Source organism: Actinomadura montaniterrae (genome assembly GCF_008923365.1).
Lineage (GTDB): Bacteria > Actinomycetota > Actinomycetes > Streptosporangiales > Streptosporangiaceae > Spirillospora > Spirillospora montaniterrae.
The window spans coordinates 1-13,810 of sequence record NZ_WBMR01000239.1; the positions used below are offsets into that span (position 1 = coordinate 1).

15 protein-coding genes are annotated in these 13,810 nt (G+C 76.3%); 9 read left to right on the forward strand and 6 right to left on the reverse strand.

The genetic code is table 11. From position 1 onward, the window contains the following. The 3 genes from F9B16_RS42815 to F9B16_RS42825 form a co-directional block, all read left to right on the forward strand. Positions 1-715: ATP-NAD kinase family protein (locus F9B16_RS42815; RefSeq protein ID WP_192809260.1), on the forward strand; the 715-nt coding region annotated here is incomplete at its 5' end. A 40-nt stretch (positions 716-755) separates the two neighbouring features. Beyond that, entirely contained in the window at positions 756-1,514 is a 759-nt protein-coding gene (locus tag F9B16_RS42820; protein WP_151545994.1) for an SDR family NAD(P)-dependent oxidoreductase, read from the forward strand. A gap of 42 nt (positions 1,515-1,556) precedes the next feature. After that, positions 1,557-2,198, forward strand: a complete 642-nt coding sequence (locus F9B16_RS42825) for a GntR family transcriptional regulator (protein WP_151545995.1) — start codon at positions 1,557-1,559, stop codon at positions 2,196-2,198. Here F9B16_RS42825 and F9B16_RS42830 read toward each other — a convergent pair. Continuing rightward, complete coding sequence (locus F9B16_RS42830; RefSeq protein ID WP_264159854.1) at positions 2,179-3,525, reverse strand: ABC1 kinase family protein; 1,347 nt, start codon at positions 3,523-3,525, stop codon at positions 2,179-2,181. The genes F9B16_RS42825 and F9B16_RS42830 overlap by 20 nt on opposite strands. A 133-nt stretch (positions 3,526-3,658) precedes the next feature. On the opposite strand from F9B16_RS42830, the gene F9B16_RS42835 reads away from it, so the two are divergent. From F9B16_RS42835 to F9B16_RS42845, 3 genes are all read left to right on the forward strand, one after another. Further along, a complete protein-coding gene (locus F9B16_RS42835) occupies positions 3,659-4,840 on the forward strand; it encodes a sensor histidine kinase (RefSeq protein WP_192809261.1) in 1,182 nt (393 codons plus the stop codon). Next, positions 4,837-5,478: a response regulator transcription factor gene (locus tag F9B16_RS42840; protein WP_151545997.1), complete on the forward strand. Its 642-nt coding sequence runs from the start codon at positions 4,837-4,839 to the stop codon at positions 5,476-5,478. The genes F9B16_RS42835 and F9B16_RS42840 overlap by 4 nt, the downstream gene beginning before the upstream one ends. A 120-nt stretch (positions 5,479-5,598) precedes the next feature. Further along, positions 5,599-6,264: a DedA family protein gene (locus tag F9B16_RS42845; RefSeq protein WP_151545998.1), complete on the forward strand. Its 666-nt coding sequence runs from the start codon at positions 5,599-5,601 to the stop codon at positions 6,262-6,264. 633 nt (positions 6,265-6,897) lie between these two features. On the opposite strand, the gene F9B16_RS51695 is transcribed toward F9B16_RS42845, so the two are convergent. The 5 genes from F9B16_RS51695 to F9B16_RS42865 form a co-directional block, all read right to left on the reverse strand. Next, positions 6,898-7,068 carry a hypothetical protein gene (locus tag F9B16_RS51695; protein WP_192809262.1) on the reverse strand — a complete coding sequence of 57 codons (171 nt, stop codon included), beginning with the start codon at positions 7,066-7,068 and terminating at the stop codon, positions 6,898-6,900. A 45-nt stretch (positions 7,069-7,113) separates the two neighbouring features. Next, a complete protein-coding gene (locus F9B16_RS42850) occupies positions 7,114-7,467 on the reverse strand; it encodes a PRC-barrel domain-containing protein (RefSeq protein ID WP_151545999.1) in 354 nt (117 codons plus the stop codon). 89 nt (positions 7,468-7,556) lie between these two features. Beyond that, a complete protein-coding gene (locus tag F9B16_RS42855) occupies positions 7,557-8,225 on the reverse strand; it encodes a hypothetical protein (RefSeq protein ID WP_151546000.1) in 669 nt (222 codons plus the stop codon). A gap of 72 nt (positions 8,226-8,297) precedes the next feature. Then, positions 8,298-9,452 carry a sensor histidine kinase gene (locus tag F9B16_RS42860; RefSeq protein ID WP_151546001.1) on the reverse strand — a complete coding sequence of 385 codons (1,155 nt, stop codon included), beginning with the start codon at positions 9,450-9,452 and terminating at the stop codon, positions 8,298-8,300. A gap of 118 nt (positions 9,453-9,570) precedes the next feature. Next, complete coding sequence (locus F9B16_RS42865) at positions 9,571-10,317, reverse strand: LuxR C-terminal-related transcriptional regulator (protein ID WP_192809263.1); 747 nt, start codon at positions 10,315-10,317, stop codon at positions 9,571-9,573. Between F9B16_RS42865 and F9B16_RS42870 the strand changes: the two genes are divergently transcribed. The 3 genes from F9B16_RS42870 to F9B16_RS42880 all read left to right on the forward strand — a co-directional run. Then, on the forward strand, positions 10,316-11,410 hold the full coding sequence (locus tag F9B16_RS42870; RefSeq protein ID WP_151546003.1) for a type III polyketide synthase: 1,095 nt from the start codon (positions 10,316-10,318) through the stop codon (positions 11,408-11,410). The two genes, F9B16_RS42865 and F9B16_RS42870, sit on opposite strands and share 2 nt — an antisense overlap. A gap of 226 nt (positions 11,411-11,636) precedes the next feature. Beyond that, positions 11,637-11,951 (forward strand): isoprenylcysteine carboxylmethyltransferase family protein, encoded by a 315-nt coding sequence (locus tag F9B16_RS53175; RefSeq protein ID WP_225992445.1) that lies wholly within the window; start codon positions 11,637-11,639, stop codon positions 11,949-11,951. Between the two features lie 99 nt (positions 11,952-12,050). Next, positions 12,051-13,810 (forward strand): heavy-metal-associated domain-containing protein (locus F9B16_RS42880; RefSeq protein WP_192809264.1); only part of this gene is annotated, 1,760 nt, incomplete at its 3' end.

Below are 13,810 nucleotides of genomic sequence, written 5' to 3' on the forward strand. Positions count from 1 at the left end.
GGTGCTCGGCGTCCCGACCGGGGTGAAGATGCACTCGGCCGTGTTCGCCGTCCATCCGCGCGCCGCCGGAGAGGTCGCCGCGCTGTTCGCCGCCGGGGCGGCCGGGACGCGCCCCGCCGAGGTCATGGACCTGGACGAGGACGCCGTGCGCGACGGCCGCGTCTCGGCCCGCCTCTACGGCCACCTGATGGTGCCGGACGTCCCCGTCCGCGTGCAGCAGCGGAAGATGGGTAGCTCGATCACGTCCCCGTCGTCGGTCGCCGGGATCGCCGCCGAGCTGGCGGACCGGGCCGGGCCGTCCGGGCTGCTCGTCCTCGGGCCGGGCGGCACCATGCGGGCGGTCGCCGCCGCGCTCGGCGCCGACGTCCCCGTCATGGGCGTCAACGTGCTGCGCGACCGGCGGCCCGTCGCGCTGGACGTCGCGTCCGGGCCGCTGGAGAAGCTGGCCGGGTCGGCGCCCGCGTGGCTGGCGGTGACGCCGATCGGCGGGCAGGGGTTCCTGCTCGGCCGCGGCAACCAGCAGATCTCCCCCGGGGTCGTGCGCGCCGTCGGGCGCGGCCGGCTGGCCGTCGTCGCGACGGAGGCGAAGCTCGCGGGGCTCGGCGGCCGCCCGCTGCTCGTCGACACCGGCGACGAGGACCTCGACGATGAGCTGCGCGGGCACGTGCCCGTGCTGACGGGACGCGGCCGCGTCGCCATGTACCCCGTCCACTGAACGCACGAATCCCACGGACCATCCACGGAAGGACGAGCGGTTGATCACTCTGGAGGGCAAGCGCGCGGTCGTGACCGGCGCCGCGTCCGGCATCGGGCGGGCGACCGCCGAGCTGATGGCGGAGCTCGGCGCCGCCGTCGTCGTCGCCGACGTCGACGAGGCGGGCGCCGAGGTCGCGGCGGGCATCGGGAAGGCGGGCGGGCGCGCCGCGTTCGTCCGCGCGGACGTGTCCCGCGCGGACGACTGCGCCCGCGCCGTCGCCACCGCGAGGGACCGGTTCGGCGGCCTCGACGTCCTGTTCAACAACGCCGGGATCATCCGCCGGTCCACCGTCACGGAGATCACCGAGGACGACTGGGACCTCGTGATGGCGGTCAACGTCCGGTCGGTGATGCTGATGAGCCGGTACGCCGTTCCGCTGCTGGAGGCGGCGGGCGGCGGCAGTATCATCAACACCGGCTCGGGCTGGGGCATCCAGGGCGGCGCGCGGGCGGTGTCGTACTGCGCGTCCAAGGGCGCGGTGGTGAACATGACCCGGGCGATGGCGATCGACCACGGCGCGAGCGGGATCAGGGTCAACTGCGTGTGTCCGGGGGACACGGCCACCGGCATGCTCGCCGAGGAGGCCCGCCAGCTCGGGGAGCCGGCCGAGGCGTTCTACGCCGACGCGGCCGACCGGCCGCTCGGCCGGATCGGGCAGCCGGCCGACATCGCGCGGACGGTGGCGTTCCTGGCCAGCGACGCGGCCGCGTTCGTGAGCGGTGCGGTGATCCCGGTCGACGGCGCCGGGACGGCGTGACGACGATGCGGCCGCCGGCCGTCTGGAGAGGGTGACGCGAGCATGGCGATCGAACGGCGCCCGCTGCGCGAGCAGATCAAGGACGAGATCCTGGAGCGGCTCGGCCGCGGCGAGTTCGCGCCCGACCAGCCGATCAACGAGATGTCGCTCGCCGCGGAGCTCGGGGTGAGCCGCACCCCGCTGCGCGAGGCGCTGATCGGGCTGGAACGCGAGGGGATCATCGTCAGCGAGCGGGGCAAGGGGTTCCGGTTCGCGCCGATGAGCCCCGGCGAGTTCCACGACCTGACCACGATCGTCGCGGCGCTGGAGTCGCTGGCGCTGGAGCTGACCGATCCCGGCCATCTGCGGTCCGTGGCGCCGCGCTTACTGGAGGAGGCGCGGGCGTTCTCGGTGCCGGAGGCGGAGTACGAGGTGATAGAGCGCTACGACGACGCCTGGCACGACCTGATGCTGTCGGGCTGCCCGAACGAGCGGCTCATGGATCTCATCACCTCGCTGAAGCTGACGATGCACCGGTACGAGCGGGTCGTCGTGGGCGACCGCGAGGTCCTCGAGCGGTCCGCGCAGGAGCACGAGCGGATCGCCGAGCGGCTGGTCGCGGGCGACGTGCCCGGGGCCGTGGTGGCGCTGAAGGCGAACTGGATGAGCGGCAAGGACCGGATCATCAAGCGCCTGGAGGCGTGAGGGCGCGCCGGTCCGGGCCGGGCGGCCCGGGTCGGTCGTCCGCGAGCCAGTGCAGGGCCTCGGCCTGGAACGGGACCTCGGCTTCGAGCTGGCAGAGGACGCCGATCCCGACGCCGAGCGCGCGCTGCGCGTGGACGGCGCCGGGCGGGAACGCCACGCTGAGCCCGACCGGCATCGACGCGGTGATGCCGTCCAGCGCGTCGCGCAGGTAGGCGCCGTCGAACCGGAACGTCTCGGTGAACGCGGGCGCCCCGGACCTCAGGAACAGCTCCCGCAGCCGCGCCTCGTCGGCCCGGACGTCCGGGCGCAGGAAGCCCGCGCGGCGCAGCGCGTCGGCCATGCCGGCGTCCGGGTCGAGGGCGGCGAGGTGGACGTCCGTCCACCGCTCCAGCGGCGTCGGCGTGCCGGGCTCGTGCCGGTACACGGCGCCGAAGTCGAGGACGCCGAGGCGCCCGCCGTCGAGGAGCCGGAAGTTCCCCGGGTGCGGGTCGCCGTGCATCATCCCGCAGCGGGCGGTCGCGGAGAGCATCAGCCGGGTCAGCAGGAGCCCGGCGCGGTCGCGTTCGTGCTGGTCACCGGCCTCGATGACGCGGGCGAGGGGCGTCCCGCCGACCCATTCGGACACCAGCACCCGGCCGCGCTGCAGCAGGACGTCCGGGACCAGGAAGTCGGGATCGTCCGCGTAAGCGGCGCGGAAGGCCCGCTGCGCCTCCGCCTCGCGCGCGTAGTCGAGCTCCTCGGCGAGCCGGTCCATCAGCTCGGCCGCGAGGGCTTTGCCGTCCAGTTGCGGGGCCATGAGCGAGGTGAACATGCGCATCGCGAGGATCACGGCGTCGCGGTCGCCGAGCAGCTCGTCGCGGGCGTCCGGGTACTGGATCTTCACCGCGACGTCCCGGCCGTCCGCGGCCCATCGCGCCCGGTGCACCTGGCCCAGCGACGCGGCGGCGGCCACGCCGGTGTCGAACGCGGCGAACAGGTCGCGCCAGTCCGGGCCGACGTCGTCCCCCATCACCCGTTCCACCGTCTCGGCGGGCTCCGGCCGGACGGCCTCCTGCAGCGCCGCGAGCCGGCCCCGGTACACCGCCGACACCTTCGGCGGCATCACCGCCTCGTACACCGACAGCACCTGGCCGAACTTCAGCACCCCGCCGCGCAGCCCGCCGAGCACCTCCACGAGCTGGTCGGCGGTGCGTTCGTGCAGGCCGAGCGCGGACTCGTCGGTCAGCCGGCCGAAGGCCCGCAGCCCGCCCGCCCAGGCGAGCCGGCGGGCCGCGCCGAGCGGAACCGCCGACAGCCGCGCCATCCGGGAAAGCGATCGCATCCTCATGGCGCCAGCGTCGCCGCGCGGCGCCCGCCGCCGCATCGCCCCGCGGTCGCCGATGCGGCTATGACCGCGGTCGTGGCGGCACTGCGACCACGGGCCGATGACGGGCCGCGCCGCGCTCTTTAGGATCGGCGCCATGCGACCGGTCAGGGCGTTCTTCCTCCGGAACCCGCCTCCGTGGCCCGTACTCCGCTTCTTCTGCTGCGTGGGCGTCGCGTGGGCGGCTCTCGCGATCGCGCTGTCGCCGTCCCTGGGAGCCCGGACGGTCCTGGTCGCCGTCTACATCGGGTTGTGGAGCTGGCAGGCGGCGCGCCCGTGGCGGGTCCCGCCCGCGCTCGTGCCGTGGGCGGTCCTGGTAGTTCTGGTGGTGCTCGCCGCGGCGCCGTCCGCCGGTGGCCCCGGCGGGTTCCGGCCGTTCCCGTTCGCCGAGGGCTCCTACGCCGACGGTGCCCTCGCCGTCGCGACCGCCCCCGCCTGGGCGCACCTGGCGATCCTCGCGCGGACCCGCGATCTCGCCTGGTCCGCCCCGGCCGCGCTGGCGGTCGGGCCCGTCCGGCATTTCGCCGCCGGCGGCCTGCCCCTCTGGCCCACCTGGCTCGTCTGGGGCGCCGGCTTCCTGCTGCTCGGGCTGGCGTTCCGGCTGCACGCCGCGCTGTACGAGGCGCGGCTGCGGCTCGACCGGGAGGCCGTCGCGGAGGAGCGCCGCAAGATCGCCCGCGAGGTGCACGACCTGGTCGGGCACGGGCTCGGCGTCATGCTGCTGAACATCGGCGCGGCCCGGCGCGCCGGCGCGCGCGGCGACGGGCCCGCCGTCATCGCCGCGCTGGAGGAGGCCGAACGGGTCGGCCGGCGCGGTGTCCGGGACGTCCACCAGGGCCTCGTGCTGCTGCGCGACCCCGTGCCAGCGGCGCCGCCGATCGCGCCCGCGCCGCCCACCGCCGACGACATCGGCGCGCTCGTCGAGGAGCTGCGCGCGGGCGGGCTGCGGGTGGACCTCAGCACGTCCGGCGACCTCGCGTCCGTCGACCCGGCGGTCGGGCTGGCGCTGTACCGGGTCGTGCAGGAGGCGCTGTCGAACGCGGCCCGGCACGCGCCCGGCTCCCGCGCCACCGTCGCCGTCGGCGTGGACGGCCCGCTCGCGCTCGTCACCGTCGCCGACCGCGGCTCCCTTCACGGTGCCGGACGCCCGGCGGGCGGCGGGCTCGGGCTCGTCGGGATGCGCGAGCGCGTCACCGCCCTGGGCGGCACCCTGCACGCCGGGCCGGACGGCACCGGCTGGCGGGTCGAGGCCGCGATCCCGGCGGGCGGCGCCCGGTGACCCGGCTGCTGCTGGTGGACGACCAGCCCCTCGTCCGCGCCGGGCTCGTCCGGATCTTCGAGGGCGAACCCGGCCTGGAGGTCGCCGGGGAGTGCTCGGACGGCGACGAGGTGGCGGGGGCGCTCGCCCGCGCGCGCGTCGACGTCGTGCTGATGGACGTCCGGATGAAGCGGACGGACGGTGCCGAGGCCACCCGGCGGCTGCGCGAGGTGCCGGGCGCGCCGCCCGTGCTGGTGCTCACCATGTTCGACGATCCGCAGGTCGTCGCCGCCGCGCTCGCCGCGGGCGCGGCCGGGTTCGTGCTGAAGGACGCGCCCTGCGAGGAGATCATCCAGGCGACGAGGGCGGTCGCGGCGGGCCGGGGCTGGCTGGACCCGGCGATCGCGCCGCAGGTCCTCGCCGTCTACCGGTCGCGGCTCGGCCGCACGCCGCCGCCCGCCGCGCTGGACGGCTTGTCGCCGCGCGAGCGCGAGGTCCTCGCGCTGATCGGCGAGGGCGCCACCAACCCGGAGATCGCGCGGCGGCTCCGGATCGCGGAGGGCACCGTCAAGACCCATGTCGGCAGCGTGTTCGCCAAGCTCGGGCTCCGCGACCGCGCCGCCGCCGTGATCTTCGCCCTCCGCCACGGGCTCGCCTGATCTTCGCCCTCCGGCACGGGCTCGCCTGACCGGCGCTTTGACCTGCGGTTCCTAGGATCGGATCATGGTGGTCCGGGGCGGGGTGCATCAGATCGGCGGCACCGGGAACGGTTCCCGGTCGTGAGCGACGCCATCCTGGAGTACCTGCGGGGCCTGATGTCGTCGCCGTGGATCTACGCGGCGCTGTTCGGCCTGTCGATGGTCGACGCGTTCATCCCGATCTTCCCCAGCGAGTCGCTGGTGGTGACCGCGGGCGTCTTCGCCCACCACGGGAGGCCCCTGCTGCCGCTGGTGATCGTGACCGCGTGGGCCGGCGCGTTCTGCGGCGACCACGTCTCCTATTTCATCGGCCGCTACGCGGGCGACTGGCTGGAGAAGGTCTGGCTGCGGCCCGGCAGCCGCCGGCGCAAGGCCTACGACCAGGCCGGGCGGCTCCTCGACAAGCGCGGCGGGCTCGTCCTGCTCATCGCCCGCTACATCCCCGGCGGGCGGACGGCCGCGACGCTCGTGATGGGCGCCGTCGACTACCCGCTGCACTCGTTCTCGCTGTTCGACGCGCTCGCCACCGGCCTGTGGGCCACGTACTCCACGATGATCGGCTACCTGGGCGGCGCCGCGTTCCAGAACGACCCGTTCAAGGGCCTGCTGCTCGGTCTCGGGATCGCGATCGGGGTGTCGATCCTCGTGGAGGCGGGCCGCTGGCTGTGGCAGCGGTTCCGGCCGTCCGGCCGCGATCGGGAGCCTCGGCGGGACGCGGACGAGGCAGCCGGACGCCGGAGCCGGTGACGCCCACCCGGCTGTCGCGCGCGGCCCTGCCCTCCCGCGCCGCTCGGCCGATGCGGGCGGCCCGCCGTCCGGCGGCGGCCGCCGCGATCCCGGCGCCGACCAGCACGGCCGCGCGCACCGCGTCGCCCGTCCCGGTGACCGCCAACTCGCCGGCCTTGCCGACGTCGAAGGCGGTCACGAACGCCCAGCCCGCCGCGCCCGCGATGGCACCGGCCGTCAGGGGCGCCAGCGCGGACCAGACGATCACCGCCGCCGTGACGAACCCGAACCCGACCTGCCAGCCGGCGTCCTTGCAGACCACGGCCAGCACGAACGCGCAGAGCACGCCGCCGGCGAGCGGCCAGGCGGCGGATTCCAGCCGGTCCATCGGGTGCCTCCCCGGATCGCGTCCCGCCCCTGCGGGCTTCGCTGTTCCGGCGGGGTTCCGGAGCGTCCGTCCGGGCGCCTGCCCGGAATCCCGCCGGCAAGGCCCACGCTAGGTCGGGGGACGGGGAACGGCGGGTTCCTCTACGCGATGTTGACGCCGGGGCGGCGGATCCTAACGCGTTCCTGACGGCCCGCCTGTCCGGCGCGCCGCGCCGGGGCGTCAGCGGGCCCTCAGCGGGCGGGGCGCGCCGGGGCGTCAGCGGACCCTCAGCGGGCGGGGCGCGACCCCCGCCGGCGGCCCATCCGGACGCCGCTCAGCACCAGATCGACCAGGAACACGACCACACCGATGATCAGCAGGTAGAACAGGCCCTTGACGACGACGCCGACGATCCCGAGCGCGATCGCGACGATGAGAATGAACAGGAACAAGGCCATGGCGCTCCCCTCCCCGACCCGTGCGGCCCCCCGGGGCGCACGCGGTCAGCGGCGGCCCAGCCGGCGCTCGTTCGGGGCCGCCCCGTACGGCATGTCGTAGTAGTCGAAGACGGCCTGCTCCTCGGTCGCGGGAAGCTCGCCGTCGGTGCCGATCGAGGGGGCGCCCTTCACCTGCTTCTTGTCATGGGCGAGCCGCAGGTGGTCCGGACCCACGGCGGCGCCGGCGAGCGGCGCGAACACCAGCCGCTGCCGGGTCGGCAGCCCCACCTTGACGGTGGCGAAGGAGGGCTGGTCGGTGGCGGTGTCGACGTAGACCGCCTCCAGTTCCCCGATCCTGCTCCCCGAGGGGTCGACCACGTCGTACCCCCGCCATTCCCGAATGTCCTCTATGGCGAACATGTCACACACCCAGCCATCAGGTCGTTCTTCCCCTTACTCCACGTCTACCCAATTCACGGCGGATATGTCGGTCTCCGGGTCCGGCGGGGTCAGGACCGGGCGGGGAGCGGGAACTCGGCGCCGTCCAGGCGCACCGCCCAGGAGGCCGTCGTCTCGGCGAGGCCGCCGGTCGTGTCGTCGGCGCTCATCACCGCCATCACGACCTGGTCGTGCGCCGGCGCCGCCGACGCCTGCGACTCCAGGTGGACGGTCGCCTGCCGGTGCGCCGGGATCTCCATGACCTTGTCCGCGACGTCCTCGAACGACCGGCAGTTGGCGTCGGTCACGATGAACGGGTCGGTGGGCGGGGCGCCCGGGTCCGGCTTCCCGTCGGCGCGGCCCAGGCCGAGCGCGAGGTCCGGCGTCGTCCGGCGGTCCGTGCCGTACTGCCAGCCGGTCGGGTCGTCGTTGCGGACGGTCAGCGTGATCGGGTACACGGTCGCGGTGCCCAGCCGGCCGCATTCGCGATGCTTCGCCGGCTTGCCGATGGTCATCGTCACGCGGGCGTGCACCGGGTCCTTCTCGCCCTCGGCGGGCAGCGCGAACGCGTGGGTCCGCGTGGTCGCGCCGTCGCCGCCGGAGGACGCCATCGCGACCGCGCCGAGCCCGGCCGCTCCCGTCACGAGCACCGCGGCCCCGGCGAGCAGGGCCAGGCGGGGCCCCCGCGTCCCGCCCCGCCCGCCGCCGCCCGCGCCCGCCTGGAGATCGATATCGCGCATGGTCACGTTGTACGGTCCGGGACGATCACCGGGCCAGGCCCGCGCTGTCCCCAGTTTCGGGGACAAGGCGCGTCAGCGCAGGTCAGCAGGGTCACGGGCGGGCTCCGGCAGCGGGACGCGCAACTCCACGCAGGTGCCCGCGCCGGGCGCCGCGTCCACCCGGACGGTGCCGCCGACGTCCGCGACGCGGCCCTCGACCGAGCGCGACAGCCCGAGCCGGCGCGGCCGGGCGGCGGGGTCGAACCCGCGGCCCTGGTCGACGACGGTCACCACGACCGCGCCGTCCTCCACGGCGGCCCCCAGCACGGCCCGGTCCGTCCCGGCGTGCTTGATCACGTTGGTCAGGGCCTCGTGGCAGGCGCCGAGCAGCGCGTCCACCACCGCGTCCGGCACGCCCGGCAGGTCGTCGTGCGGAGGCGGCGGGAACCGCACCGCGACCCGCAGCCCGTCGCGGGCGCGGTCGCGCGCGAGGGCCTGCAGGCCCGACGCCAGGTCGGGCACGTCGCCGTCCGGCACGGCGCCGCCCCGCTCCACGAGCCAGCGCAGCCAGGCCGCCTCGGCCCGCACCTGGTCGCGCATCCAGGCGTCGGCCACCCACGTCCCGCGGCCGAGGGTCTCCAGCGTCTGCAGGACGCGGTCGTGCAGCATCCGCGACTGCCGCGCCCGTTCCGCCTCGACGGCCCGCCGGCGCGCCAGCTCCAGAGCCGCCGCGCGGGAGGCGTCCAGCTCGGCGGCCATCCGCCGCAGCCACCGCGCGACGACCCAGACGACGGGCGCGATGCCGAGGTAGCTGGCGGCGTTCGGCACGGCGTTCCACAGCGGCTGCCCGCTGGACAGGTGGTCGGCGGCCCCGTAGACCAGCGCCAGCGTCGCCGCGCCCACGGCGACCTGCCGCCCGCGCGGGAACAGCAGGCCGAGCGCGCACGACCCGACGAGCGTGTACGGGTAGGCGAAGAACCCCCAGGTGTGGACGTCGGCGCCGGCGACCAGCGCCGCGTCGGCCGCGAGCGCGGCGCAGCCCGCCGCGAGGTCCGCCCACCCCGCCCACGGGCCGGGCCTGCCGCGCCGCAGCGCCCACCCGGCCAGCAGCGCCGACTCCGCGAGCATCGCGGACGCCAGGAGGACGGCCAGGCCGAACAGCTGCCCGCCGCCCGCTCCGGTGCCGAGCGCCACCGCGACGTTGAGCAGCGCCGCCGCCCGGGTGGCGAGCAGCGACCACGCCTCCATCCGCACCACCCGCGCCGCCGCCTCACCCGGAAACGCCGCCTCACCCGGAAACGCCGCGCCGCCCGGAAGCGCCGCTCCTCCGGGAAGCGCCGCGCCGCCGGGGCGCGCGGGCGGCGGGTCAGCCGGGCGGGCCGCCGCGTCCACTGGCGTCCCCTTCCGCGAGGTTGCGCGCGAACCAGGCCAGCTCCGCCTTGTTGCCCAGCCGGAGCCTGGCCCGGATCCGCTTCACGTACGTGTCGACCGTCGACGGCGCGACGCCCATCCGCCGCGCGGCCTGCGCGTGCGTCATGCCGCGCGCGATCCAGTCGAGCGCCTCCCGCTCGCGGGCCGTCAGCGCCGTCCCGCCGCCGCTGCCCGGCCTGCTCCGCTCCGCCGCCCCGACGATCGCGGCGAGCTGCGGCGACAGGTGGAACCCGCCGGCCGCCACCTCGCGGACCGCCGCCCGCAGCGCGTCCTCCTCCATGTCCTTGGTGGCGTAGCCGGCCGCGCCCGCCGCCATGCAGGCCAGCACGTCCGCCGGGCGGCTCGCCGCCGACACCACCAGCACCCGCGTGACAAGGCTCAGCTCCCGCACCGCTCCGACCGACGGGCGGTCCCCGTCCAGGTACAGGTCGCACAGCACCACGTCGCAGCCGCCGGGGTCGGGCAGCGCGCCGGGCTCCGCGACCGAGGCGGCGACCTCCATGTCCGCGTCCTCGGCGAGGATCGCCGCGAGGCCCCGCCGGGCCACCGGATGGTCGTCGACGATCGCCAGCCGCAGCACGCCCCCCATTGTCGCGGCGACGATCACCCGGCGGAAGCCGTCCGCCGGGGCTCTGCAGCGGTCCCGCCGCCGGACCGGCATCAGGGGCGTCGAGGCGGGCATGGGGAGCCTGAGGGCTGGAGGTCTCATGCGCGTGCTGGCGGTACGGACCGCTCTTCCGGAACATCGCTATGACCAGCGGCAGATCACCGACGCCGTCGCCGCGTCGGTGGGGACCGACCGGCGGCTCGTCGAGCGGCTGCACTCCGCGACGCAGGTGAGCGGCCGGAACCTCGCGCTGCCGATCGAGGACTACGCCGGGCTCGCCGACTTCACCGCCGCCAACGACACCTACATCGCCACCGCGCTGGACCTGGCGGAACGCGCCGTCCGGGAGGCCCTGGACGGCGCCGCCGTCGAGCCCGGGGAGGTCGACCACCTGGTGTTCTGCTCATCGACCGGGGTGGCCACCCCGTCGCTGGACGCCGCGCTGGCGCAGCGGGCCGGGCTGCGCGAGGACATCAGGCGGCTGCCGGTGTTCGGGCTCGGATGCGCCGCCGGCGCGGCCGGGCTGTCGCGCGTCCACGACTACCTGCGCGCCTGGCCCGGGCAGATCGCGGTGCTCGTCTGCGTCGAGCTGTGCTCGCTGACCGCCCAGCGCGACGACGCGTCGATGGCGAACCTGGTGGGCAGCGGCCTGTTCGGCGACGGGGCCGCCGCCGTGGTCGCGGCGGGCGACCGGCGGAGCGTCCGGGTGCGGCGCCCCGGCGGCCCGGGCCGGGGCCCGCGCGTCGTCGCGACCGCCAGCCGCCTCTACCCGGACACGGCCCGGCTGATGGGCTGGAACGTCGGCGAGCACGGCTTCCGCATCGTGCTGGCCGCCGACCTCGTCGACCATGTGAAGGCGACCCTGGCGGACGACGCCGCCGCGTTCCTCCACCGGCACGGCCTGTCCCCCGGCGAGATCGCCTCGTGGGTCTGCCACCCCGGCGGCCCCAAGGTGATCGAGACGATCGGCGAGGCGTTCGGCCTCGACCACGGCGAGCTGGACCTGACGTGGGAGTCGCTCCGCAAGGCGGGGAACCTGTCGTCGGTGTCGGTGCTCAACGTGCTGGAGGAGACGATCGCGCGGCGACCGCGGCCGCCCGGCGCGCCCGGCCTGCTCATGGCCCTCGGCCCGGGCTTCTCCGCCGAGATGGTGCTGCTGCGGTGGTGACCTCCTGATCGCCTACACGCTGCTGATCCTGCTCGTCGCCGCCGAGCGGGTCGCCGAGCTGGTCCTGTCGCGGCGCCATCTGGCGTGGGCGCGGCGGCGCGGCGGCGTCGAGCACGGGCGGCGGCACTACCCGGGGTTCATCGTCGTCCAGTTCGTCCTGCTGGCGGGCGCGCCGCTGGAGGTCTGGCTGCTGGGCCGGCCGTTCGTCCCGGCGCTCGGATGGCCGATGCTGACCGTCGCCGTCCTCGCCCAAGCGCTGCGCTGGTGGTGCATCGCGTCGCTGCGCGAGCGGTGGAACACCCGGGTCGTCACCGTCCCGGGGCTGCCGCTCGTCGACCGCGGCCCGTACCGCTTCCTGCACCATCCGAACTACGTCGCCGTGGTCGCGGAGGGCGTCGCGCTGCCGCTCGTCCACACCGCGTGGCTCACGGCGTCGGTCTTCACCGTCGCGAATCTCGGGATGCTGGCCGTACGCCTCCGCGTGGAGAACGCGGCACTCCGGCAGGCGTCCCCCGCGGGCGCCGCGCCCGGCCCGGGCTGACGGCTCCGCTGCGTTCACCGCCTGTTTACGCACCGCGGTCGCGGGTACCCGGCGATCGTCGGTGGCAGGTCGATCTCCGCGGGGCGGGAGGGGCGGGCGGTGGCGTTTCCGGGAGCGTCCCTGGCCAGGGCCGTGCTGAGCGTGCCGGCCGCCGCGGCGGACGCGGCGTCGAGCCTCGCCGCCAAAGGCGCGGAGCTGGGCGCGCAGGCCACCGCCACCGGCGTCCGGACAGGGGCGCGCCACACGTCCCACGCCCTTGGAGCCTTCGCGTCCCTGGCGTCCGGCGGACGCAGGCGGCGCGTCTGGGCGCACGGCGGCCGGGCCCACATCCAGGCCAACGGGCTGGCGGGCAGCGGCGAGCACCACCGCCGCTACGTGCAGGCGCTGACCGAGTCGCTGCGCCGCCTCGAAGGCGTGAACTGGGCGGAGGTCAACGCGGTCACCGGCCGCGTCATGGTCACCTACGCGGAGGGCTCGGTGGACCCGGGCGACCTCGTCGCGGCCATCGAGGACGTCGAAGAAGCCCACAACGCGGACAAGTTCGACCACAGCGCCCACGCGATGCCGCCCGACGACGACGCGGCCTGGGCCGCCGCCACGTCCGCCCTCGTCGCCGACTGCGCCGGCGCGGTCGGCGCCGTGGCCGGAAGGCTGCTCAACCTCCCGCCGATGCCGAGCCCCGTGCGGGCGGCCGTGTCCGTGGCGGACGCGCTGCCGCACATCCGGTCCGTGCTGGAGGGGCGGCTCGGCAGGCTCCGCGCCGACGCCCTCCTCGGGACCGCGAACGCGGTCGTCCAGGGGGCCGGGCAGGGCCTCGCTCCGCTGGCCGCCGACGCCGCGCACCGCGCCTTCCAGCTGTACGAGATCGGGGCGCGCCGCGACGCGTGGCGGCGCCGCGAACCGGACCTCGCGGTCCCCGGGGAGCAGCCGCAGACCAGCGCCGCCCGCGCCGAGCGGCCGTGCCCGCTGCCGGACGGCCCGGTCGAGAAGGCCGGGAACCGGACCGCGCTCGGGCACCTGCTCGGCGGGGCCGGGGTCCTCGCGGGCACCCGCGACCCGTCGGCCGCCGCCGACCTGCTGCTGGCGACCGTCCCGAAGGCGGCGCGGCACGGCCGGGAGGCGTTCGCCGCGGTGCTGGCGCACGACCTGGCGGTCCGCGGCACGGTCGTCCTCGACCCCGTCGCGCTGCGCCGCCTCGACCGGGTCGGCGCCGTCGTCATCGACTCGGGCGTGCTGTGCAACGGCGAGCTGCGGCTGCTGTCCGCCGTCGCCCTCACCGGCGACATGGACGACGCGGACGTCTGGCGCGCCGCCGGCACCGTGCTGGCCGGCTGCGACACCGGCGACCTCGCGGGCCCCGGCCCCTGGCCCGCGGACGGCCACGCTGGCGCGTGGCGGCTGGCGCGGGCGCCGGACGCCCCGTACGGCGCCCCCGCCGACCCGCAGGGCGTCACCCTCGACCTGCTCGACGAGGGCGACCGGCGCTGCGGCCGGGTACGGGTCGGCTCCTCGCTCGACCCCCTGGCGGAGGCGCTGCTGGCGGCGGCGCACGAGGCCGCCGACGTGGTCGTCCTGACCGAGCACGCCAGCATCCAGGAGCTGGTCGCCTGGGGCGACGACTCCCCCGTGGACGTCGGCGGGCTGGCCGAGTCCGTGCGGTCGCTGCAGCGCGACGGCCACGTCGTGCTGGCGATCTCCAGCGGCCGGGACGAGGCGCTCGACGCCGCCGACGTCGGCGTGAGCGTGCTGCGCGGCCGCGGCCTCACCGACTGGCGCGCCGACCTCGTCACCGGGCCCGGACTCGCCGGCGCATGGCGGCTGCTGACCGCCGTCCGGCCCGCGCGGCGCGCCAGCGACCG

Coding starts and splice junctions, on each gene's coding strand:
- F9B16_RS42860 (WP_151546001.1), bottom strand. CDS start 9,452: ATGGAGGCGTGGTCGCTGCTCGCCACCCGGGCGGCGGCGCTGCTCAAC.
- F9B16_RS42830 (WP_264159854.1), bottom strand. CDS start 3,525: ATGAGGATGCGATCGCTTTCCCGGATGGCGCGGCTGTCGGCGGTTCCG.
- F9B16_RS51695 (WP_192809262.1), bottom strand. CDS start 7,068: ATGGCCTTGTTCCTGTTCATTCTCATCGTCGCGATCGCGCTCGGGATC.
- F9B16_RS42855 (WP_151546000.1), bottom strand. CDS start 8,225: ATGCGCGATATCGATCTCCAGGCGGGCGCGGGCGGCGGCGGGCGGGGC.
- F9B16_RS42870 (WP_151546003.1), top strand. CDS start 10,316: ATGGGGAGCCTGAGGGCTGGAGGTCTCATGCGCGTGCTGGCGGTACGG.
- F9B16_RS42865 (WP_192809263.1), bottom strand. CDS start 10,317: ATGCCCGCCTCGACGCCCCTGATGCCGGTCCGGCGGCGGGACCGCTGC.
- F9B16_RS53175 (WP_225992445.1), top strand. CDS start 11,637: ATGCTGACCGTCGCCGTCCTCGCCCAAGCGCTGCGCTGGTGGTGCATC.
- F9B16_RS42825 (WP_151545995.1), top strand. CDS start 1,557: ATGGCGATCGAACGGCGCCCGCTGCGCGAGCAGATCAAGGACGAGATC.
- F9B16_RS42835 (WP_192809261.1), top strand. CDS start 3,659: ATGCGACCGGTCAGGGCGTTCTTCCTCCGGAACCCGCCTCCGTGGCCC.
- F9B16_RS42850 (WP_151545999.1), bottom strand. CDS start 7,467: ATGTTCGCCATAGAGGACATTCGGGAATGGCGGGGGTACGACGTGGTC.